This is a genomic window from Arthrobacter sp. StoSoilB5, from assembly GCF_019977235.1.
Taxonomy (GTDB): domain Bacteria; phylum Actinomycetota; class Actinomycetes; order Actinomycetales; family Micrococcaceae; genus Arthrobacter.
On the sequence record NZ_AP024646.1, the window covers coordinates 4,916,762 to 4,938,624 of the forward strand.

A 21,863-nucleotide genomic window follows, 5' to 3' on the forward strand; every position below is an offset into this window, starting at 1 on the left:
AGGACAGGAAAGACATGCTTCTCATTTCATGCCCCAACTGCGGGCCACGCGACGAAACCGAATTCCACTACGGTGGCCAGGCCCACATTGCCTACCCGGAAAACCCGAACGACCTCACGGACCGTGAATGGGCCGAGTACCTGTTCTACCGCGAGAACACCAAGGGCACCTTCGCCGAACGTTGGGTCCACAGCACTGGCTGCAGGCAGTGGTTCAACATGCTGCGCGACACCGTGACCTACGACATCCACTCCATCTACGCGATGGGGCAGCCCCGCCCCGACACAAGCGGCGATTACGGCCAGTCCGGCGGACCGGGCCTTGCGCCCGGCGCAGCAACCGCACCCACCTCCTCGGAAGGAGTCTAGAAGTGACCAGCAAGAACGCACGCCTCGCCACCGGCGGACGCATCGACCGCAGCATCGCTTGGCGCTTCACTGTGGACGGCCAGGAATTCACCGGCCACCCCGGCGACACCATCGCCTCGGCGCTGCTGGCCAATGGCCACATCAACGCAGGCAACTCCCTTTACGAGGACCGTCCCCGCGGCATCATGGCCGCCGGTGTTGAAGAGTCCAACGCCTTGGTCAAGATCGCGCCCCGGTTCCCGGGCCACGTTGCAGAATCCATGCTCCCCGCCACCGCCGTTTCACTCGTCGATGGCATGAACGTTGAGCTGCTCTCAGGCTTGGGCAAGCTTGACCCTGCCGAGGACAAGGCCGAGTACGACAAGAAGTACGTCCACACGGACGTCCTGGTGGTCGGCGGCGGCGTTGCCGGCCTGGCAGCCGCCCGCGAAGCGGTCCGCACCGGGGCCCGCGTCATCCTGATCGACGACCAGCCCGAACTGGGCGGTTCGATCCTCTCCGGCTCAACCGCCGAGGGCCTGCAGGAAACCATCGAGGGCAAGCCTGCCCTGGAATGGGTTGCCGACGTTGAAGCCGAGCTGGTCTCCGCCGAAGAATGCACGGTGCTGAACCGCACCACTGCCTTCGGTTCCTACGATTCCAACTACTTCATCGCAGCGCAGAACCGCACGGATCACCTGACCGTTCCGGCCGCGCCGGGCGTTTCACGCCAGCGCATCTGGCACATCCGCGCACAGCAGGTTGTGCTCGCACCCGGCGCCCACGAGCGTCCGCTGGTCTTCGAGAACAACGACCGCCCGGGCATCATGCTCGCCTCGGCTGTCCGCACATACCTCAACCGCTACGCCGTGGCCGCAGGTTCACGCGTCGTCATCAGCACCACCAATGACTCCGCCTACTTGCTCGCAGCGGACCTGAAGGCAGCAGGCGTGGCGATTGCCGCCGTCGTCGATGCCCGTCCGCAGATCAGCGCGAAGGCCGCAGCCGCCGTCGAGTCCGGTATCCGGGTACTCATCGGCAGCGCCGTGGCCGACACGTCGGCAGACGGGAATGGCCGCCTGAATGGCGTCACCATCCGCAGCATCAACGACGACGGCGAACTCACCTCGGGCGTCGAACAGCTGGCTGCCGATCTGCTGGCGGTTTCCGGTGGCTGGTCCCCGGTGGTCCACCTCCACAGCCAGCGCCAGGGCAAGCTGCGCTGGGACGACGAGCTCGCAGCTTTCGTACCCGTCAAGCCGGTCAGGGACCAGCAGGTTGTTGGCGCCGGCCGCGGCAGCTACGAACTCCAGGACTGCCTGGCAGAGGGCGTCTCGGCCGGAGCTGCAGCGTCCGTCGCCGCAGGTTTCAGCTCCGACGTAACCCCCGCGGAACTGCAGGCACCCGTGGCAAGCGCGCCGACACGCCAGCTGTGGCTGGTTCCCGGCCAGGAAGGCGAACCTGGCGAATGGCACCACCACTTCGTTGATTTCCAGCGCGACCAGTCCGTGGCTGAGGTCCTCCGCTCCACCGGAGCCGGCATGCGCTCGGTGGAGCACGTCAAGCGGTACACCTCCATCAGCACGGCCAATGACCAGGGCAAGACGTCCGGCGTCAACGCAATCGGCGTCATCGCCGCGGCGCTGAAGTTCGGCGGCGCGGAAAGCGTTCCCGGCGTCGGCGAGATCGGAACCACGGCTTACCGCGCACCCTTCACGCCGGTAGCTTTCGCCGCGCTGGCTGGCCGCCAGCGCGGCGAGTTGTTCGATCCCGCCCGCGTGACCTCCATCCACCCGTGGCACGTTGCCCAGGGTGCGCTGTTCGAAGATGTCGGACAGTGGAAGCGCCCTTGGTACTACCCGCAGTCCGGCGAGGACATGGACACGGCAGTCCTGCGTGAATGCGCAGCTGTCCGCGATTCCGTGGGCTTCATGGACGCAACCACGCTCGGCAAGATCGAAATCCGTGGCAAGGATGCCGGCGAATTCCTGAACCGCGTGTACACCAACGCGTTCAAGAAGCTCGCTCCGGGATCCGCCCGCTACGGCGTCATGTGCACCCTGGATGGCATGATCTTCGACGACGGCGTGACCCTGCGCCTGGACGAGGACCGCTTCTTCATGACCACCACCACCGGCGGCGCCGCGAAGGTGCTGGACTGGTTGGAAGAATGGCACCAGACCGAATGGCCGGAACTCGATGTGGTCTTCACCTCCGTGACGGAGCAGTGGAGCACCATCGCGGTGGTAGGCCCGAAGTCCCGTGCGGTGATCGCAAAGGTCGCTCCGCAGCTCGCCGAGAACGGCGGCTTGGACGCTGAAGCCTTCCCGTTCATGACGTTCCGCGAGACCACGCTGGCCTCCGGAGTGCAGGCACGCGTTTGCCGTATCTCCTTCTCCGGCGAACTGGCCTACGAAATCAACGTCCCATCCTGGTACGGGCTCAACACCTGGGAAGCCGTTGCTGCCGCGGGCGCCGAATTCAACATCACCCCGTACGGCACGGAAACCATGCACGTGCTCCGCGCTGAGAAGGGCTACCCGATCGTAGGGCAGGACACCGACGGCACGGTCACCCCGCAGGACGCCGGCATGGAATGGATTGTCTCCAAGGCCAAGGACTTCATCGGTAAGCGCTCCTACCTCCGTGAGGACGCCAGCCGCGAGGACCGCAAGCATCTGGTGAGCGTCCTTCCCGTGGATCACTCGCTGAGGCTGCCGGAAGGCACGCAGCTGGTTGAGAAGGGCATCCCGGTCAACCCGGCCTACGGACCCGTCCCCATGGAGGGCTTCGTGACCTCCAGCTACCACAGTGCCGCACTGGGCCGTTCCTTCGGCCTGGCACTGATCCAAAACGGCCGCAACCGCATCGGCGAGACCCTCGTGGCCTCGGTGGGAGACCAATTGGTGGACGTGGTTGTTGGCGAAACCGTACTTTTCGATGCTGAAGGGACCCGCAAAGATGGCTGAAACAGCAACACCAGCAGAAACCGCACACGTCGACCGCGTACGGGGTGCCCGCCGCAGCCCGGCCGAGCACTTGGCTGACGCCTTCACCTCCGGCTCCGTGCCGGGCACGGTGACGCTGAAGGAAATCCCCTACCAGGCCATGGTGGGCATCCGGGTTGAGCGAACGTCCGACGCCGGTACCCGCGTTGCGTCCATCACCGGCGGCTTGCCTGCCGCTTGCGGTGAAGTTACGGGGGCCGGTTCCGTGAATACGCTCTGGCTTGGCCCGACTGAGTTCCTGGTGGTCGCTCCGGAGGAGTCCCACGACTCGCTCGGCGGCTCCCTGGTCAGCGACCTGACCACGGCCCTCGGCAGCGATGAAGGCCAGGTAGTGGACCTGTCCGCCAACCGCACTACGTTCGAGCTCTCCGGCAGCCATGCCCGCGCTGTGCTCGAAAAGACCTGCTCTTTGGACCTTCACCCCCGCGTCTTCAAGGCAGGCACAGCCGTCTCAACGGAGCTCGCACACATTCCCGTGATGCTTTGGAAGACCTCGGACGAGACCTACCGGATCTTTCCCCGGGCCTCGTTTGCCGACTTCCTGGGGCGCTGGCTCCTGGACGCCATGCGGGAGTATGCCTCACCCGAGGTCCCCTAATGGCACTGAGTGTGCTTGACCTGTTTTCTGTTGGCATCGGGCCGTCGTCGTCACACACGGTCGGCCCGATGCGGGCGGCAAAGCAGTTCACGGACGGTCTTGAATCGTCCGGCCAGCTTCCGGCCACGGTGCGCGTCCAGGCTGAGCTCTTCGGCTCCCTGGGCGCCACCGGCCGGGGCCACGGTTCCGACAAGGCCGTGGTGCTGGGGCTGCAGGGCCACTCACCCGAAACCGTGGACACCAAAACGGCTGATGACCAAGTTGCAGCAGCGGCACTCGACGCCGAACTGCGCTTGGGCGGCGAGCACCGGGTGGACTTCAATTGGGACGAGGACGTGGTTCTTCACCGACGCAAGTCACTTCCGGCACACCCCAACGGCATGACGTTCCGGGCCCTTGACCACACCGGCGCAGTACTGCGTGAGCGCAGCTACTACTCAATCGGTGGCGGCTTTGTGGTGGATGGGGATGCCACGGGCACGGACAAAGTGGTAGCCGATGACACCGTGCTGCCCTACGCCTTCACCACGGCTGATGAGCTGCTGGCCATCTGTTCACGGGAGGGCATGTCTATCTCCGAGGTCATGCTGGCCAACGAACTGGTGTGGCGATCTGAGGACGAGCTCCGCGAGCGCCTCCTCAGCATCTGGGCCGTGATGCGCGAATGCGTGGACAACGGCTGCTCTGCCGAGGGAATCCTGCCTGGAGGCCTGAAGGTCAGGCGACGGGCGCCGTCGTTGTTTAAGAAGCTGTCCGAGACCGACGCCGCCACTAAGGCCGACTCCGCTGCATCCATTCCCCCGGACCCGCTCCTCGCCATGGAATGGGTGAACCTGTTCGCGTTGGCAGTCAACGAGGAAAACGCGGCCGGCGGCAGGATTGTCACCGCGCCAACCAATGGTGCCGCCGGAATTGTGCCTGCCGTGCTGCACTATTACACAAAGTTTGTTCCGGGGGCCAACGACGACGGCGTCGTGCGCTTCCTGCTCGCGGCAGCCGCCGTCGGAATTCTGTTCAAGATCAACGCGTCCATCTCCGGCGCAGAAGTCGGCTGCCAAGGCGAGGTGGGTTCCGCCTGCTCCATGGCCGCTGCTGGCCTTTGCGAAGTCCTGGGCGGAACGCCGGAGCAAGTGGAGAACGCCGCCGAAGTAGGCATCGAGCACAACCTGGGCCTCACCTGCGATCCCGTGGGCGGGCTGGTGCAGATCCCTTGCATCGAACGCAATGCCATCGCCAGCGTCAAGGCGATCAACGCTGCCCGCCTTGCCCTGCACGGCGATGGTAGCCACAAGGTGTCCCTGGACAAAGCCATCAAGACCATGCGCGAGACAGGCGCCGACATGAAATCCAAGTACAAGGAGACCTCCCGTGGAGGTCTCGCCGTCAACGTAGTGGAGTGCTAGCCATGACTGCCATCCAAACTGAAGCTTCTACCGGTTCCTCCAACGCGACCACCGTGGAGCACGTCCTGACGTTGGACTGCCCCGAGGGTCCCGGAATTGTGCACGCTGTGTCCGGCTTCCTGCTGGAGCATGGCTGCGACATTATCGACAACAAGCAGTTCGGTGACCGGGCTGAAGGACACTTCTTCATGCGGGTGCACTTCGCTTCCTCGGGTGATGAATCCACCGTGGACGCTCTGCGGGCTGCGTTTTCCCCTGTGGGCGAGAAGTACAACATGAACTGGCAACTGGAACGTCAGGGTTACAAGCGGCGCGTACTGATCATGGTGTCGAAGTTTGGTCACTGCCTGAACGACCTCCTGTTCCGTGCGCGGATCGGTGAGCTGCCGATCGATGTTGTGGGCGTCGTGTCCAACCATACGGACCATCAGGGGCTCGCCGAGTGGCACGGGATTCCGTTCTTCCACGTGCCCGTCACTGCGGCAACCAAGCCCGCGGCCGAGGCCCGGCTGCTGGAAATCATCGACGAGTTGGACGTGGAACTCATTGTGCTTGCCAGGTACATGCAGGTCCTCAGTGACGAGCTCGCCCGGAAGCTGGACGGCCGGGCCATCAACATCCACCACTCGTTCCTGCCGAGCTTCAAAGGTGCCAAGCCTTACCACCAGGCCTACGCCCGCGGAGTCAAGACCGTGGGCGCCACCGCCCACTACGTCAACGGCGAGCTGGACGAGGGCCCGATCATCTCGCAGCAGGTGATTGAGGTGGATCATACGTTCGGACCGGACGATCTCGTAGCCGCCGGTCGGGACACGGAGTGCAAGGCCCTCAGCAACGCCGTTCGTTGGCACTGCGAGGGGCGGATCATCCTGAATGGGAACAGGACGATCGTGCTGAAGTAGGGCCTTGCCCGCCCCATTTCGATGGCTCCCTGCGCACTCGATGGTTCCAACCGTCTACTGCGCAGGGAGCTGTTGTTTTGGCTTTTAAGGAGCAGACAGACGAGCCAGCCGCGTTGCCAGATGCAGTGCAGCGAGCCGTCCCGTTCCCCTCGGATCTCCCCCGCATAGTTCGAAGATCCGCTGCAGCCTATGGTGCATGGACTGCCGTTCCAAATGCAGTTCGCGTGCGGCTTGGGCCGTGTTGCAGCCGGTGTCCAGCCACACGGTCAGTGTCCGCAAGAGCTCGGATCGGCGCAGTTGGTCATGCTCGACGACGGCCCCCAACTGCCGCTGTACGAAACCATCGCGCGTGGCCGGGTCCAGATGTTCCTCGGCAAGCCGTTCCACGGCGAAGGCCTCAGCATCCACCACGCCACCTCCCACCAGGCCCAAGTCCAGCGTCCGGCGGGCCTGCGCCAGCGACCATGGAGCTTCGTCGATCCCCTTGCCCACCGGGCCCAGGGCTACGGCGGAGCCAGCCGGCATCTCCAAGGCACGGAGCGCATCCATCAAGGCAGTCCTGGTGGCAGCGCCATCGCCAACGGAAGCAAGCGCGATCAGCTCCGCGTTGTCTGCGTAGCTGGCACTGTGCGGAACGTGCACACGAAGCAGGGCATCCAGGGCAGAGCGCAGGTGCCCAGCGCCGGTGGAGCGGATCACCAGCGCAGCAACCTGGCCGTTTGTGGGAAAGCCCGACGCCGGCCCAAGCTGCTGGAGCTGCCAGGATTGGCTCCCGGAGTTGATGGCACGCATCAGTTCGATGCCCGCCAATTCCCTCAATCCCGGCGGCATGCGCTGCAAGAGTGCCAAGCCAAGAATGTCCACGGACCGCTCGCCAGCCACCTGCGCGAGGCCACTATCGCCGCCGTCGGGCACGTGCAGCTCCAAGCGGGCGGCGAGGACGCCCCGGACAGGCACATCAACCGTCATGAGCCTGCCGCCGTCCACCGGCGGCGCCGAGCCCGCTGCCGAGCCCGCTGCCGAACCCAGGGTGAGGCCCGACGGCGATACCAACCGGGCGCTGGCACCCGTCCTTTCCGCCAGGACAGCCAGGAGTTGGTCAAGTCCGCCGCCATGGGCGAGTTCCGCGGCCATCGCGTGGCTGGTTTGATCGCCGCGTTGAAGCTGTTCCACGGACTCGCTGACCAACAGCGAATTGATCTCCTGCATAACGGCGACAAACGGAACCACGTGGCGGAGTTCGATAACGGGCAGGCCAGCCGCCTCAGCGGCTTGCAGCATGCCGGCCGGCACCTCGGGCAAAGCCGGGCCAGTCTCCAAAGCCAGTGCCGCAATCCCCCGCGCCGCGAGCTCGCGGACGTACTCCGTTTGCCGCTCCCCTGTCTCAAGGGCCAGCGCCTGGCCACCGCTGAGGAGCAGTTCACCACCGCTGAGGAGCGGAGCGATGTCCAAAACCTCGCTGGAGTGGACCCAACGAACGGGACGGGTCAGGGCGTCCGCCACTGAATTGAGCAGGCGTGGCTCGGCTGCTTTGAGGCTTTCACGTTCCAACGCCTCACCCAACAGAATTGACATGACACTCCGTATGGCGGATCTGATCTTCTTTAGACACATCGTATCTTGTTGCTGTGATCTGTGGCACATACGCTGAAAGAGTCCCTTTCACACACGGAGGCTCTCCCCATGCAAGACAACCTCTCCCCTGCCTCACCGCAGCCAGGCTCAACGCAGTCAGGTCCGGCAACGGCGCCGGCCCATGACAGCGAAGCCTGGCTGCAACCCATCCCCGAGTCCGACCGCACCCGCAAGGTCTCAGGCCAGTTCTGGATCTGGGCCGGTGCCAACCTGGCTCCTATCAACTGGGTTCTGGGCGCACTCGGAATCCACCTTGGCCTCGGCTTCGCCGATACCGTGTTTGTCCTTGTCCTCGGCAACCTGATCGGCATGCTGCTGTTTGGCTGCTTCGTTCTCCTTGGCCAGAAGACCGGCGCCACAGGCATGGTGCTTGCCCGGGCCGCGTTCGGTCGTCGCGGCAACTATCTCCCCGCCGCCATCCAGGCTCTCCTGGTCATCGGTTGGTGCGCGGTCAATACGTGGATCATCCTGGACCTGGTCATGGCACTGTTCGGAACGTTGGGTTGGGTGGACCCCACCGCCCAGAACTACGCCTGGAAGATCGGCGTGGCCACCGTCATCATGTCCGCGCAGGTAGCCATCGCCTGGTTTGGCTACAAGGCAATCGCCGCTTTCGAAAAGTGGACCGTCCCACCCACCATCATCATCCTGGCCGTCATGTCCGCAGTGGCGTGGTTCGGAATGAAGATTGACTGGGGCTATGCAGGTCCAGCTGGCAACATCCTTGAAGGATCCGAGCGGATCGCCGCGATGAGTGCGGTCATGACGGCCATCGGCATCGGTTGGGGCATCACATGGTTCACATACGCCGCGGACTATTCGCGTTTCGTCAGCACCTCGGTTCCCAAGCGCAAGGTGTACTTGGCGTCGGTACTTGGCCAGTTCATCCCGGTGGTCTGGCTCGGCGTCCTTGGCGCAAGCCTGGCGACAAACAGCGGCGAGATCGACCCCGGCAAGCTGATCGTCCAGAACTTCGGAGTCCTTGCCCTTCCCGTCCTTCTCATGGTGTTGCACGGCCCCATCGCCACCAACATCTTGAACATCTACACCTTCTCCGTGGCCACGCAGGCCCTGGACATCAACATTAACCGTCGTAAGCTCAACCTGTTCGTGGGCGTCTTCTCGCTGCTCGCCGTGGTGTTCTTCATCTTCCAGGAGGACTTCGCCTCCGTACTGGATGCCTGGCTGATCGGGCTGGTGGCGTGGGTAGCAGCCTGGGGCGGCGTCATGCTGGTGCACTATTTCTGGCTGGAGAAGCGTTGGCCCGGCAAGGTGGACCGGCTCTTCGACGGCATCGGCACACGCCGACTCCCCGTGATCAACTGGGCCGGCATCGCCTCCCTGTTGGTTGGCATCTTCTGCACGTGGCTGTTCATGTACGGGCTGATACCCATCATGCAAGGCCCCATCGCCGTGGCACTTGGTGGCTGGGATCTCTCGTGGCTGGCAGGCGGACTTACCAGCGCGGCGGCCTACGCAATCCTCGGCCCACGGGCGCACCGGAAGTATGTCCTCGCGGACGAAAACCACGTCTCAGCATCGGCCGCATCAGCTACTCCCGTAGTTCCCGAAAGGACCACAGCATGAGCCAGCCCGCCTTCGCGGACTCCCTCCATCCCATCACTTGGCCAGAGGGTTTCAAAGCCGCCGCGTCCTTCACCTTTGACGTCGACGCCGAGTCCTGCACCATCGCCCACGATCCCTCCAGCACCCGGCGCATGTCCCTCATGAGCCACCAGTCGTATGGCCCAAAGATCGCAGTCCCGCGACTCCTCCAGATCCTGGATCGCCAGGACATCAAGGGAACGTTCTTCATCCCTGGCTTCACGGCGGAGAGCTACCCGGACGTGGTGCGCCGGATCGCTGATGGTGGGCACGAAATCGCCCACCATGGCTACCTTCACGAGCCCATGCAGGGAATCGACGCCGCAACCGAAGCCAGTTACCTGGACCGCGGTTTGGAGGCACTCGCCAACGTCGCCGGTGTTAGGCCCGTGGGCTACCGGGCTCCGTGGTGGGAGTTGAACTGGCAGTCGCCCGCGCTGCTCGCGGACCGCGGCTTCCTTTACGATTCAAGCCTGCTCGACGGCGACGCCCCCTACCGCATGTCAGTCGCCGAGGACGATCCCCGGGACATCGTGGAGATTCCTGTGGACTGGGCGCTGGACGACTGGGAGCAGTACGCGTTCTATCCGGGCGTCACCGGCAGCGGGGTCATTGAAAGCCCGGCCAAGGCCTTGGAAATGTGGACGCTTGAGGCCCAGGCGCACCACGCCCAGGGCAGCTGCTTCGTCCTCACCAACCACCCATTCATCTCGGGCAGGCCGTCCAGGGCTGTCGCATTGGAGCAGCTGATCGAACGGGTCAAGGGCCTTGAGGGCATGTGGGTCACCACGCTTGCCGGGATCGCACAGCACACCAAGTCCACGGTGCAGGAAATCCATACCCACGCCCGGATCGATGTCCCCTTGTTCCCTGGAGCGGGTGCAGCATTCCGCCCGGCCCAGGTGCGGGTACCCAGCCTCCAGTAACCCCTCCGCCTCCGCCGAGATGGCATTAGATGACAATGTCCGAGCTTGGGATTGTCACCTAATGCCATCTCGGCGCACTAGGACAGCCACACGCCGATAACCCACGTGCTCGCGGCGGCACAGGCGAGCCCGAACTCCACGAGAATCCCGATGCCAGTCGCCTTGAGCGCGGCACCGCTCGAGCGTACAGCAGTGCGGAAGTCACGGGTCCGCTGGACCTCGCTCAGCAAAAGTCCGACGGCGAACCCCACCACGAGCCCGACCACCGGAATCACGAACATTCCGACCACGCCGAGAAGTATCCCAATCACCACGGACCTGTTGGGAATCCCATGCTGCTTTAGCTTTCGCCCTGTGAGCACAGCACTGGCGGCCATTCCCGCCACCACGAACACCATGCCGATGGCGAAGACCACCCAGCCCAGCGTTCCCGCGCCACCCCAAATGGCCCACGCAAGCAGGCTCGCACCAATAAGGATGCTTCCCGGAAGGACCGGGATGATGGTTCCGGCCACGCCCACCGCAATCGCCATGCCGCACAGGATGGTCACAACGAGTTCGGCGTTCATGGCCCCAAGTCTATGGGCCGTGAACGCTACCCATCGAAGAAATGGCTTTACCGGCGCAGGGATCACGTTGGTAACGGACGCGCGGCTACTGGACGGGCCAGGAAATCCGGATCGCCGTTAGACCAGAACGACGGCGAACCCAAGAACGACGGCGACGCTCCCCAGCACGGGAGGCGTCGCCGTCGTCGGTCTTGCGTGAGTAACCGCTACTCGGTCACTGCTGCGGCAACAGCCGCGGTGACTGCCGGTGCCACGCGGGCGTCCAGCGGGCTCGGCACAATGTAGTCGGCGGAGAGGTCTTCCTCGGCCAGTTCAGCGATGGCGCGGGCGGCGGCGATCTTCATGGCGGGCGTGATGCGGCGGGCGCCGGCATCCAGTGCGCCGCGGAAGATGCCCGGGAAGGCCAGCACGTTGTTGATCTGGTTCGGGAAGTCGCTGCGCCCGGTGGCGACAACCGCCGCGTACTTCTGGGCAACCTCGGGGAGAACTTCCGGGTCCGGGTTGGACAGGGCGAACACGATCGACTGATCGTTCATGAGCTTCAGGTGCTCTTCGTCCAGCTTGGAGGAGGAGACGCCCACGAAGACATCGGCGCCGGTCAGCCCCTCGCCCGGACCACCTGTGACGCCGCGGGGGTTGGTGCGCTGGGCCATGCGGGCCTTGACGCTGCCAGGATCGGCCACAAGATCAGCGCGCTCAGCGTTGACTACACCCTTGGAGTCGAGCAGGATGACGTCCTTGATGCCAACAGCAAGAAGAATCTCGGCGATAGCAATGCCGGCGGCACCTGCGCCCGAGACAACAACCTTCAGGCCTTCGAGCTCGCGCTTGGTCACCTTGGCAGCGTTGGTCAGGGCAGCGAGAACCACGACCGCCGTGCCGTGCTGGTCATCGTGCATGACGGGGCAGTCGAGGGCTTCGATGAGGCGCTCTTCGAGTTCGAAGCAGCGGGGAGCGGAGATGTCCTCGAGGTTCACCGCACCAAAGCTCGGGCGGAGGCGGACCAGGGTTTCGATGATCTCGTCCACGTTGGTGGTGTTGAGCACCAGCGGAATGGAGTCGAGGTCGCCGAAGGACTTGAACAGGGCGGACTTGCCTTCCATGACCGGGAGGGAAGCGCTGGGGCCAATGTTGCCCAGGCCCAGGACGGCGGTGCCGTCGCTAACCACAACAACCAGGCGCTCAGCCCAGGTGTGCGTGCGGGCAAGTTCGGGGTTTGCATGGATGGCGCGGCTGACCTGGGCGACGCCCGGGGTGTACGCGATCGAAAGGTCACGCTTGTTGTTCAGGGGAACGGTGCTGGAAATCGTCAGCTTGCCGCCCTCGTGGGCCGCGAAGATCTCTTCTTCGCTCAGTACCAATGCGTCGTTGTCAGTAGCGATTGTCTCAATGGACACGTCTTTGTCTCCTCAGGCTAGCCGTGGACCCACGGCATGGTTCGGGCAGGAACAGAACTGCTGGTTCGGACCAAGGGTGGCTGGCCCGGAAGGTGCATCTGCAGGTATGGGCTGCTAGCCGCTTCGGTATTTCCAGCGTAGGGAAGCGCCAAGGGTACAAGATTCAATACCAACAGAGACGATTCGAGAGTAAAACGTTTATGCAGATCCAAAAGTGACCCAGCTCACGCAAAAAACCGCATTCTTAGGGGTGGGTGGTCTAGACCGGAAGACCCATATCGTCATTCCCCGGTCAGCAGGCTGCACGCCTTCTTGAGGTCCTTTTCGGCTTCAAAGAGGGACAATCGACGACACCGGACGGCCTGGACCAGACCACTGACCAAATGCAACAGAATCCTGGCTTTCGGGGCGTCGTTGCCTGGCTCCTTACTCAAGGAACCCACGACTTCTTCGGACAAGGCATCAATTTCCCGCAGCAGCTGGGCAGTATCGCTATCCTTGCCGGCTGGCCTGATGAGGCAGTGCTCCACCCCGGGCTGCATGACCCGCAGGTGGAAGATCTCCATCATCAAACCTGACAACGCATGGCCCTTGCCCTTCCTCTGGCGCACGCCATCGCGAAGCTCGCGCAACTGCTGCCGGTAGACGGCCAACATAAGGTGCGCCGTGGACGGAAAGTAGCGGTAAAGGGTGCCCAACGGAACGTCCGCTTTCGCGGCAACGTCCGACAAACTCAAGGTGTCGAATTGACGTTGCGCAAAGCCCGAGGCCGTCTTCAGGATGCGGGCATAGCGCAAAAGCTGCCGCGGGGTGGTCGGTGCGGCAGCCATACGGGGCAACCCCGTCGTCAGATCAAGGGAGTACGGTTCCAGGGAATACGGTTCGGGCATTTCCGGCGATCTCTTGGCAGGCTGGCAAGGAAACGGCCGGCTCAGGTCACAGGACCCGCGGCAGGCCGATCGCATCAATGATACGGGAGCAAAATGACCGTTTCCTGAGAGTGCCCTGTCTAACGCGTCCCATGCCGCTCCCGGGAAACCGCGAGCGCCACACATACACTGCAGGAAGATTTGGGTGCGCTACGGGAGGAAGACCAGCATGGGGAATTTTCGACGTCGGATGGCAGCAGCGCTGCTGACCGCCGCTGTGGGGGCCGTGGCACTTAGTCCTCTGCCGGCGTCGGGCGCGTCCAGCAGCGGTCCGGACCCCATAGTCAACGGCGAAGCGTTCGTAGGCAAGACGTTGACAACCGAAATCGGCCCATACACCTTCTATGGCTGCGGCGGCGGCAAGGGCCCAGACTTCACTGTCTACTGGACAAGGGACGGCTTCCTGGTGGCCGGTGAAACCGGACGCAACTACGTCCTGGAACAGGACGACACGGGCGCACGGATGGCCGTGCACCTGACCGCCAGCAAGACTGCCTGCGGGGGTGAAACCCTCCACAGCGATGAGACCGGGCCCGTCGCCGCGCCCAACCGGGCCAACGGATTCACGGGCCGCAGCTTCGAACTCCTGACGCGCGGCAGTGACGGATCATTGATGCTTTACGGTCGGTCAGGCGCCGGGTGGGACGCCGCCCGCACCGTGGGCTGGGGATGGAACGTCTTCAACCTCATCCTCTCCCCTGGCGACTTCACCGGTGATGGCAAGGGTGACGTGATCGCACGCGATGCCGCAGGGACGCTGTATCTCTACGCCGGCGACGGAACGGGTGGCTGGAAACCGGCCCAGACCATCGGCAAAGGCTGGAACATTTTCGACTCAATCGTCAGCCCGGGCGACTTCAACGGGGACGGCAACAACGACATCCTGGCCAGGGAACCCGGGGGCGCCCTCTATTTGTACCCGGGAAATGGTTCCGGAGGCTGGTTGGCGAGGACCGCCGTCGGGCAGGGCTGGCAGGTGATGGACGCCTTGCTGACGCCCGGCGATTTCAACGGCGACGGCAAGGTGGACGTGCTGGCCCGAGACCGCAGCGGCTACCTGTATTTCTACGGCGGCAATGGGGCGGGCGGCTGGACGCGGTCGTGGCTCATCGGTGTCGGCTGGAATGCACTCAAAACCGCCGGTGCCGCTGGTGACTTCGACAAGGATGGCTTCCAGGACGTATACGGCGTGGACCAACAGGGCCGGCTGGTGATCTATTACAGTGATGGCCGGACCGGATGGCGCACGACGGAAACCGTAGGCAGTGGCTGGGGCGGGTTCACAGCAATCTTCTAGCAGAGTCCCAGCCGCGGTAGAATTGGCTGCATAAGTCTGGGGAGGACATCATGAACGCACCAACACGCCCTACGTCAGGTGTGCGCCGAGTGGTGGCTGGCATAGCAGCGGCAGTCATTGCCGCAATAGCTTTCGCGCCTGCGCCCGCCATGGCAACCATGGATCCCTCGAATCCGGTGATTCATGGTGCGCCGTTTGTTGGCTCAACGCTCACGCTTGAGATCGATCCTGCTTCCTACCGTGGCTGCGGCGCGGCGGCAGGCCCGGACTACCAGATCTACTGGACCCGCGACGGTGTTCGAGCCGAGGACCACTGGGCTTGGTGGACGTACACGCTCGATGAATCAGATCGCGGCAAGACCATCGCTGCCCATGTCGCTGCCAGCCAAAACGGGTGTGAGCCGCAGGAAGTCTCCAGCGAAGAAACAGCGCCGATCTCAGCGTCCAACAGGGCCAACGGCTTCACCGGTCGGGGCGCCTATGAGATGCTGGCCCGGCGCACGGACGGCACCCTCATGATGTATCCCCGCGTCAACAACACGTGGGAAAACGCCCGGACAGTGGGGCCGGGCTGGAACGGGTTCAGCACGGTCCTCTCCCCAGGCGACTTCAACGGCGACGGCACCAACGACATCCTTGCGAAGGACTCCTCCGGAAGGCTTTTCCTTTATGCGGGTACTGGGGACGGCGGCTTCCTCGCCGGACGCCAAGTGGGCAGCGGATGGAACGGCTTTACGTCGATCGTTTCTCCCGGCGACTTCAACGGCGACGGCAATAACGACATCCTGGCCCGTGATTCCGGCGGCCTCCTTTATCTCTACCCCGGCAACGGCAGCGGCGGCTGGCTGAACCGTTCATTGGTTGGCAGTGGTTGGAACGTGGTCAACCAAATCATCACGCCGGGCGACTTCGACGGCGACTACAACGTGGACATCCTTGCCCGGGACTCCGCCGGCAGCCTGCGCCTGTACAAGGGCAACGGCAGCGGTGGCTGGAACGGAATGACCGTAGTGGGACAGGGCTGGGGCGCGATGACCACCATCGGCGCCGCCGGCGACATCGACGCCAACGGCAATGTGGACGTCTATGCAGTGGACAGCTCCGGCCAGTTGCTCGCCTATTACGGCGACGGCGACGGCGGCTGGAACGGTGCCGGTGCCATCGGCTGGGGCTGGGGCGGGTTTAACGCAGTCTTCTAGGGATTGGGGGATACCATGACAGCTTTTTCTTCCATGCGCCCACCGGCTTTTGTGCATTCAGCTTTTGTGCGTTCAGTTCGGACGGGTTTGCACATCCTTCTTGCCATTCTCCTGTGCGCCGCTGTGGCAATCGCAGTCCCGCTTCCCCGCGCTACGGCCGCAGGGCCAAGCGTGCCGCTTCCCACTGTGGTCACGCGGACATCGCCAGCCACGGTGGGTCCCGGGAGTGTTATCTCCTTGTCCTTCACACTGAGCGGTCCGGCGAAGGAAGTTGGTTTCACTTACGTCAATGAGGACACCTTGGAGCAGGCGACCCTGTACGGACCTACCAGCCAGCTGCCTGGGCCCTACAGCGCGCAAGCCAAAGTGCCGGTGGACGGGAGCGCCTTCCAGCGAACCGGGCGCTACAAACTCCTCAGCGTCAACATCATGCTCCCCTTGGGCCAGGGGGTTGTCCGCTACGGCCGCGACGGCAACATTCTCTTCCTCTCGCAAGGACTGGAAGCACCAACGCAGCGGCCGGGAGCCTTGGACGGCGTCGACTTCGCCGTCAACAATCCCAACTTCCCGCTGGTGGACAATCCAAACGTCAAGCCGCCAACCATCACAGGCGTGGCACGCTACGACCAAGTGCTGACCACGGACAATGGCTCTTGGACACAAACGCCCACGGGCTTCGCCTACCAGTGGTTGCGCAACGGCCAGCCGATCCCTGGAGCCACGCTCAACAATTACCGCATCGCAGAAGCAGACCTGGACCAGACGCTGTCCGTACGGGTCACGGCCACGCGGGCAGGCTACCGGGCTGTGTCGGCATCATCGCTCCCGCTGACCCCCACGTCACCCATCACAGCAACCGCTCCCACGCTCCAAGGCAAGCTGATCGTCGGCCAGAAGCTCACCGGCGTCTTCAACGAGGCCAGCGTCTCCAGTGGGACAGTCGGCGGGCCCGTCAGCGTCAGGTACGAATGGGTGCGCAACGGTACCGTGATCGGCGGAGCCACTACCAAGACTTACACCCTGCAGGCAGCGGACCGTGGCGCCGTCGTTGGTTTCCGAGCAGTAGTCCAAGCAGGCAATCCGGTGGCGGCCACGCGGCCGTTTACGGTTTTCGGCCGCACCGTGGTTCGGAACAAACCGCACACAGCAGGTTTCGACGCCGGGGCCTCCATGGACCTGTTCGCGCGGAATACTGCGGCGAACCTGCTGCTGTACCCCACTGACGGCGCGGGCCATTGGCAAGCTCCGCGGACCATCGGCTTCGGTTGGGACGTGTTCGATATCGTCTTCAACGCGGGCGACTTTGACGGAGACGGTTTCAATGACGTCATCGCCCGCGACCACGATGGATCGCTGTTCCTGTACCCAGGCAACGGAACCGGCGGCTGGTTTGCACGCAAGCAGATCGGCTGGGGCTGGGACGTTTTCGACTCGGTCATTGCTGCCGGCGATTTCTCCGGGGACGGCATCAACGACGTCCTTGCCCGCACCCCGTCAGGCGCCTTGGTGCTCTACCCTGGCAACGGGACGGGCGGCTTCAGATCCCCCGGCGCCGTCGGCCAAGGCTGGGATGCCCTCAGCCAGGTCTTCTCGCCCGGCGACTTCGACGGCGACGGCAACCCTGACGTCCTGGGCCGCGACGGCACTGGAAACCTGCGGCTCTACGGCGGCAACGGCAACGGCGGATGGACGACTGCCCGGTCCATTGGGACTGGCTGGAACGTCATGTCCCGCATTGGTGGGGCTGGCGACTTCAACGGCGACGGCTTCAACGACGTTTGGGCCATCGACGCCGCAGGCCAACTGAACATGTACTACGGCAGCGGCATCGGCGGATGGAAAGGCGCCGGGGTTGTTGGCTGGGGCTGGGGCGGTTTCACGGCGGTTTTCTAAGCCGATTTCGGTTGCGTTTTGGGTTTGACTTGTCTTTCCCGTGAACTTTTGCCAGCAAATTCCCAGACTGTCGCTCCCCCCATGTACTCTCAAGTCACTTACACGCGCCGGCCATCTGGGACCGGCCTGATTTGGGGGAACCATGGGGAGCATTCCTCTGCGCCGCGTGCGCAGTTGGCTGGCCGCATTTGTGGGCAGCGTTATTTTGGTCGGCGGACTGGGTTTGGCACCCGCAGCGCATGCCGATGACACCTTCGCACCGGTACCTGTAGCGGTCTCCACGACGCCAGACGCGATCGGCGCCGGGGGGCAGGCAACATCACGCGTTACATTCCAGGCTTCAGGTCCGATTACCGACGTCTACGTCCTGTTCCGGAATACAGCAACGGGCAAGCTCCACACGACGATGACGCAGGGCTCGTACAGCGCCGCAGATTCGACGTACTCGTTCGACGTCTTCTTTGCACAGGGAACTCCGCCGGGAACCTACCTTGCCCAGTACATGCAGATTCAAACTGCAGCTGGTCACGAGCTCGGTTACTGGCGCGATGGTTCCTTGATCCACAACCCCGGCAACCTCCCCGCGTCCGGAACCGCCGCTGTGGCCTTGGACGCCTTGGACTTCAACTACGTGACTCCCGTAGACATCGATCGTCCCCACACGTCCGGCTTCTACCGCACCGAGTACTGGGATTCGTACACGATGAGCCTGTATGTCCGGGATTCCTGGGGCCGCCTCGGCTTGTTCCCCACCGGTGGAAATGGCACGTGGCAGCAGGCATATGAAGTCGGCTCGGGATGGAACATCTTCAACACGATGTTCGCTGCCGGCGACTTCAACAACGACGGCGAGAATGACGTGATCGCCCGTGACAGCTCCGGCTCGCTCTTCCTCTACCCGGCTGGCTGGCATGGCGGTTGGTTCCCGAGACAGCAGATCGGTTGGGGCTGGGGGATCTTCAGCACCATCTTCGCTGCGGGCGACTTTAGTGGAGACGGCAACAACGACCTCCTTGCCCGTAAGTCTTCCGGCGAGCTCATGCTGTACCCGGGCAACGGCCAAGGCGGCTTCCTTGCTGCCTCGACGATCGGCTGGGGATGGGGCGGCATGACTTCCGTGTTCTCCCCCGGTGATTTCGACGGCGACCACAAGCCTGATGTCCTGGCCCGTGACGGCGCCGGAAACCTGGTCTTCTATGGTGGCAATGGCCATGGCGGCTGGACCACCAGCCGTGTGATCGGCCAGGGCTGGAACGCCATCACCAAGCTCGGCGGCGCCGGCGACTTCGACGGCGATGGCGCCAACGACGTCTGGGGCATCGACACTTCGGGTCAGATGCGCATGTACTACGGCAACGGCTCAGGCGGGTGGAAGGGCTCCGCCGTAGTTGGTTGGGGCTGGGGCGGCTTCAACGCTGTTTTCTAGGGCTTCCCCCATCCCACTGAAAGGGGCCCCGACCGGATTGATTCGGCGGGGTCCCTGCTTCAGTACCGCATGACCCTCACTACCGCCCGTTGGATCTCACCCAACCCATCTCTCTTGGAGGACTTCTTGGAGCCTTGTACTCCTTCGCCCGACGTCGCGCCACGGCTGCGCCGCTTACTTTCAGTCCTGACCGCGTCACTGGTGGCGGGTCTTCTTGTGGCTCCGGCATTGCCGGCCGATGCTGCTGAACCTGCAATTGCCGCGCCAACCCGCTACGTTTACACCAACGGGACCCCCGTGCTGGGCGGCGACCCGACAGTTGGCGGCTTGATGAAGGTAGACATCTCGTCGACCTTTGCCTACGTCTTACCTGAGGGCGGCTCCCCAGCCGTTTCGTACTCCTGGACGAGAGACGGAGCGGTGATTCCCGGCGCAACAAGTGCTACTTACCGTCCAACCGCTGCGGACCTCGGAAGGGTGATCGCGGCGAACGTCATCATCACCTACGACGCCGACTCACAGCTGACTGTGGAAGCAGAAAACCCGCTGCGAGTGGCAGCAGCTGCACGCTCGCGTGGTTTCAATGGAGACGGCACGTTGGATCTCTTTGCCCGCGACTCGTCGGGCCGTTTGTTGCTGTATCCCACCGATGGACACGGCAATTGGCAGACCCCACAGGTCATCGGCTGGGGTTGGAACGGCTTCAACCTGCTGGTATCGCCCGGCGATTTCGACGGCGACGGCGCTGTCGATGTTTTGGCCCGTGATGGGCAAGGACGCCTCTTCCTCTACCAAGGCAACGGTTCTGGGGGGTGGAAGAAGGCTCTGCAGGTAGGCCAGGGTTGGCAAGGATTTAAGGAACTTCTGGCGCCCGGCGATTTCAACGGGGACGGCACAAACGACATCCTCGCAAAGGACGCCGCAGGAAACCTATTCCTCTACCCGGGGAATGGAGTAGGCGGGTGGCTGACGCCGACGCGCATTGGACAGGGCTGGCAGGGCTTGGAGTCGGCTGGCGCCGGACACTTCCTCGGCAACCATGACCTCGTGGTCCTGTCACGGGACTGGACAGGTTATCTCATGGTACGCACTGGGCATCGCAACGGCTGGTTTGAGGATTATGGCGCGCCTGGAAGCTACGCAGGAAGCATAGGCTGGGGATGGGAGACGGTTTCTCGTTTTGGGGTTGCCGGTGACTTCAACGGGGACGGAGACTCCGATGTCTACGGAATCGACAACGCCGGCCGACTAACGATGTATCTGGGCGACACCTCGGGTATACGGTACTTCGGCATCTACGGCTATCGGTGGAAGGGTTCCCCTGTCGTCGGCTGGGGCTGGGGTAACTTCACCGCCGTCTTCTAGGCCTACGCCACGCTCTTGATCTTCACCACGAACACGGCGCCCAGCAATCCGATGACCGCGGCGGCTACGTACAGCGAGACGTAGCCACCCAAATACGTGACGAACGGGAAAGCGATGAGCGGGGCGATGACTTGCGGGAGCGAGTTTGCCACATTGATCACGCCCAGGTCCCTGCCACGGTCCAGTGCCGTCGGCAGGACCTGGGTGATCAGTGCGAAGTCCACGGCAAGGTAGGCTCCAAAACCGAGGCCCAGGACCAGTGCCCCTGTGATGGCACCGGCCCACGTCGGCGCAAACCCGAGAATCAATGACGCTATAGCGATGATCACGGACGACGCGATCACCAAAGGCTTCCGCTTGCCCATCCGGTCACTCAATGTTCCGCCGATCACGCTGGTGATAATCACCATGACCGCATACAGGCCGGTCAGGATGAGGACACCGAAGGCAGGTTCGATGCCCTCGGTTTCCTTCACATGCACGGCATCGCTGAGGAAGAACAGCAGATAGAGCGTGACCATGTGGTTCCCGATGTTCACCAACAGTCGCGTCAGCCAAGCCCATGCGAAATCCGGGTACCGCGTTGGCGAAACCCAAAAGCCCTGGAAAAATCGGACAAGACTGAAGGGTGGGCGCGCCTGAGGTGGAAGCGGCTGGTCGTCATTCTTGAACAGATAAAGCACGACGCCGGCCAGCAGCGCTGCTGCACACACCAGGTAGCCAGAAGCAAAGTTTCCGGCCATGACGGCGGCAATCACCGCGCCTGCCAGGATGCCAACGGTCTGTCCCATGGCTGCCAAGCCACCCACGGTGCCGCGTTGCGGCACTGGAACCCGGTCTGGAATCGCGGCCGTAATGGCTGCGTAAGCGCCGTTGCATCCGGCTTGCACCAAGCACCACAGCACCGTCATAACGGCAACGTTGGGCGCTCCTGCCAGTCCCACGAGCCCCACTGCCCCGAGGATGGCTCCCACGAGGACCCACGGAACGCGACGTCCGAAGCGTGAGACGGTCCGGTCGCTGAATGCGCCAAACAAGGGGTTGGCCACCAAAGAAACAGCAGCGCCGCAGCCTGTGACCAAAGCGAGGATCGCTTCCTTTTGTCCCTCATCGAAGTGAGCCGCCTGTTGGCCCAACAACACCTGGATGGGGCCGAAGAACGCCGCGTTGATACCCACGTTGATGAGTACGACGCCCGTAATCCATAGCGTACGGACGCGGTCCAGTGGCTCAACGAGAGCGGTGGCCGTGCCGCCGCGGAGAGCGGCGGGATCCGGCACAGGACCGGGCAGGTCGGACAGGCTCATGGCAGGTTCCCCCTAGTTTTCAACGTCTTGATTCAGACTAACGCGCGTGAAGGGTCT

17 protein-coding genes are annotated in these 21,863 nt (G+C 63.5%); 12 read left to right on the forward strand and 5 right to left on the reverse strand.

Going from position 1 to position 21,863, the window contains the following annotated elements:
• Window positions 1-14: 14 nt before the first annotated feature.
• From LDN75_RS22305 to purU, 5 genes are read left to right on the forward strand one after another with little or no spacing between them, the layout of a single operon-like run.
• On the forward strand, window positions 15-368 hold the full coding sequence (locus LDN75_RS22305) for a sarcosine oxidase subunit delta (protein WP_223934847.1): 354 nt from the start codon (window positions 15-17) through the stop codon (window positions 366-368).
• A gap of 2 nt (window positions 369-370) precedes the next feature.
• Entirely contained in the window at window positions 371-3,316 is a 2,946-nt protein-coding gene (locus tag LDN75_RS22310) for a 2Fe-2S iron-sulfur cluster-binding protein (protein WP_223934848.1), read from the forward strand.
• Window positions 3,309-3,953 (forward strand): sarcosine oxidase subunit gamma family protein, encoded by a 645-nt coding sequence (locus LDN75_RS22315; protein ID WP_223934849.1) that lies wholly within the window; start codon window positions 3,309-3,311, stop codon window positions 3,951-3,953. The genes LDN75_RS22310 and LDN75_RS22315 overlap by 8 nt, the downstream gene beginning before the upstream one ends.
• Window positions 3,953-5,356, forward strand: a complete 1,404-nt coding sequence (locus LDN75_RS22320; protein ID WP_223934850.1) for an L-serine ammonia-lyase — start codon at window positions 3,953-3,955, stop codon at window positions 5,354-5,356. Before LDN75_RS22315 ends, LDN75_RS22320 begins: the two co-directional genes overlap by 1 nt.
• Before the next feature lie 2 nt (window positions 5,357-5,358).
• On the forward strand, window positions 5,359-6,258 hold the full coding sequence (gene purU / locus LDN75_RS22325; RefSeq protein ID WP_223934851.1) for a formyltetrahydrofolate deformylase: 900 nt from the start codon (window positions 5,359-5,361) through the stop codon (window positions 6,256-6,258).
• Between the two features lie 84 nt (window positions 6,259-6,342).
• On the opposite strand, the gene LDN75_RS22330 is transcribed toward purU, so the two are convergent.
• Window positions 6,343-7,833 carry a PucR family transcriptional regulator gene (locus LDN75_RS22330; protein WP_223934852.1) on the reverse strand — a complete coding sequence of 497 codons (1,491 nt, stop codon included), beginning with the start codon at window positions 7,831-7,833 and terminating at the stop codon, window positions 6,343-6,345.
• Window positions 7,834-7,941: 108 nt separating this feature from the next.
• On the opposite strand from LDN75_RS22330, the gene LDN75_RS22335 reads away from it, so the two are divergent.
• Window positions 7,942-9,480, forward strand: coding sequence for a cytosine permease (locus LDN75_RS22335; protein ID WP_223934853.1), 1,539 nt, complete (start codon window positions 7,942-7,944; stop codon window positions 9,478-9,480).
• Window positions 9,477-10,424, forward strand: coding sequence for a polysaccharide deacetylase (locus tag LDN75_RS22340; RefSeq protein WP_223934854.1), 948 nt, complete (start codon window positions 9,477-9,479; stop codon window positions 10,422-10,424). The genes LDN75_RS22335 and LDN75_RS22340 overlap by 4 nt, the downstream gene beginning before the upstream one ends.
• A 77-nt stretch (window positions 10,425-10,501) precedes the next feature.
• Here LDN75_RS22340 and LDN75_RS22345 read toward each other — a convergent pair whose 3' ends face one another.
• From LDN75_RS22345 to LDN75_RS22355, 3 genes are all read right to left on the reverse strand, one after another.
• On the reverse strand, window positions 10,502-10,993 hold the full coding sequence (locus LDN75_RS22345; protein WP_223934855.1) for a DUF456 domain-containing protein: 492 nt from the start codon (window positions 10,991-10,993) through the stop codon (window positions 10,502-10,504).
• Window positions 10,994-11,199: 206 nt separating this feature from the next.
• Window positions 11,200-12,390: an NADP-dependent malic enzyme gene (locus LDN75_RS22350; protein WP_223934856.1), complete on the reverse strand. Its 1,191-nt coding sequence runs from the start codon at window positions 12,388-12,390 to the stop codon at window positions 11,200-11,202.
• A gap of 281 nt (window positions 12,391-12,671) precedes the next feature.
• Window positions 12,672-13,280: a TetR/AcrR family transcriptional regulator gene (locus LDN75_RS22355; RefSeq protein ID WP_223934857.1), complete on the reverse strand. Its 609-nt coding sequence runs from the start codon at window positions 13,278-13,280 to the stop codon at window positions 12,672-12,674.
• Between the two features lie 208 nt (window positions 13,281-13,488).
• Here LDN75_RS22355 and LDN75_RS22360 point away from each other — a divergent pair, with 208 nt between their 5' ends.
• The 5 genes from LDN75_RS22360 to LDN75_RS22380 all read left to right on the forward strand — a co-directional run bounded on the left by LDN75_RS22360 (window position 13,489) and on the right by LDN75_RS22380 (window position 20,499).
• Window positions 13,489-14,616, forward strand: a complete 1,128-nt coding sequence (locus LDN75_RS22360) for a VCBS repeat-containing protein (RefSeq protein ID WP_223934858.1) — start codon at window positions 13,489-13,491, stop codon at window positions 14,614-14,616.
• Window positions 14,617-14,666: 50 nt separating this feature from the next.
• Window positions 14,667-15,815: an FG-GAP-like repeat-containing protein gene (locus tag LDN75_RS22365; protein WP_223934859.1), complete on the forward strand. Its 1,149-nt coding sequence runs from the start codon at window positions 14,667-14,669 to the stop codon at window positions 15,813-15,815.
• Between the two features lie 15 nt (window positions 15,816-15,830).
• Window positions 15,831-17,708, forward strand: coding sequence for an FG-GAP-like repeat-containing protein (locus tag LDN75_RS22370; protein ID WP_223934860.1), 1,878 nt, complete (start codon window positions 15,831-15,833; stop codon window positions 17,706-17,708).
• 142 nt (window positions 17,709-17,850) lie between these two features.
• Window positions 17,851-19,134, forward strand: coding sequence for a VCBS repeat-containing protein (locus tag LDN75_RS22375; protein WP_223934861.1), 1,284 nt, complete (start codon window positions 17,851-17,853; stop codon window positions 19,132-19,134).
• Between the two features lie 69 nt (window positions 19,135-19,203).
• Entirely contained in the window at window positions 19,204-20,499 is a 1,296-nt protein-coding gene (locus tag LDN75_RS22380; protein WP_223934862.1) for an FG-GAP-like repeat-containing protein, read from the forward strand.
• A gap of 2 nt (window positions 20,500-20,501) precedes the next feature.
• On the opposite strand, the gene LDN75_RS22385 is transcribed toward LDN75_RS22380, so the two are convergent.
• The gene (locus LDN75_RS22385) at window positions 20,502-21,806 is read right to left on the reverse strand and encodes an MFS transporter (RefSeq protein WP_223934863.1); all 1,305 of its coding nucleotides are present in this window, start codon (window positions 21,804-21,806) and stop codon (window positions 20,502-20,504) included.
• Between the last annotated feature and the right edge of the window lie 57 nt (window positions 21,807-21,863).

Coding starts and splice junctions, on each gene's coding strand:
- LDN75_RS22305 (WP_223934847.1), top strand. CDS start 15: ATGCTTCTCATTTCATGCCCCAACTGCGGGCCACGCGACGAAACCGAA.
- LDN75_RS22315 (WP_223934849.1), top strand. CDS start 3,309: ATGGCTGAAACAGCAACACCAGCAGAAACCGCACACGTCGACCGCGTA.
- LDN75_RS22320 (WP_223934850.1), top strand. CDS start 3,953: ATGGCACTGAGTGTGCTTGACCTGTTTTCTGTTGGCATCGGGCCGTCG.
- purU (WP_223934851.1), top strand. CDS start 5,359: ATGACTGCCATCCAAACTGAAGCTTCTACCGGTTCCTCCAACGCGACC.
- LDN75_RS22330 (WP_223934852.1), bottom strand. CDS start 7,833: ATGTCAATTCTGTTGGGTGAGGCGTTGGAACGTGAAAGCCTCAAAGCA.
- LDN75_RS22335 (WP_223934853.1), top strand. CDS start 7,942: ATGCAAGACAACCTCTCCCCTGCCTCACCGCAGCCAGGCTCAACGCAG.
- LDN75_RS22340 (WP_223934854.1), top strand. CDS start 9,477: ATGAGCCAGCCCGCCTTCGCGGACTCCCTCCATCCCATCACTTGGCCA.
- LDN75_RS22345 (WP_223934855.1), bottom strand. CDS start 10,993: ATGAACGCCGAACTCGTTGTGACCATCCTGTGCGGCATGGCGATTGCG.
- LDN75_RS22355 (WP_223934857.1), bottom strand. CDS start 13,280: ATGCCCGAACCGTATTCCCTGGAACCGTACTCCCTTGATCTGACGACG.
- LDN75_RS22360 (WP_223934858.1), top strand. CDS start 13,489: ATGGGGAATTTTCGACGTCGGATGGCAGCAGCGCTGCTGACCGCCGCT.
- LDN75_RS22365 (WP_223934859.1), top strand. CDS start 14,667: ATGAACGCACCAACACGCCCTACGTCAGGTGTGCGCCGAGTGGTGGCT.
- LDN75_RS22370 (WP_223934860.1), top strand. CDS start 15,831: ATGACAGCTTTTTCTTCCATGCGCCCACCGGCTTTTGTGCATTCAGCT.
- LDN75_RS22375 (WP_223934861.1), top strand. CDS start 17,851: ATGGGGAGCATTCCTCTGCGCCGCGTGCGCAGTTGGCTGGCCGCATTT.
- LDN75_RS22380 (WP_223934862.1), top strand. CDS start 19,204: ATGACCCTCACTACCGCCCGTTGGATCTCACCCAACCCATCTCTCTTG.
- LDN75_RS22385 (WP_223934863.1), bottom strand. CDS start 21,806: ATGAGCCTGTCCGACCTGCCCGGTCCTGTGCCGGATCCCGCCGCTCTC.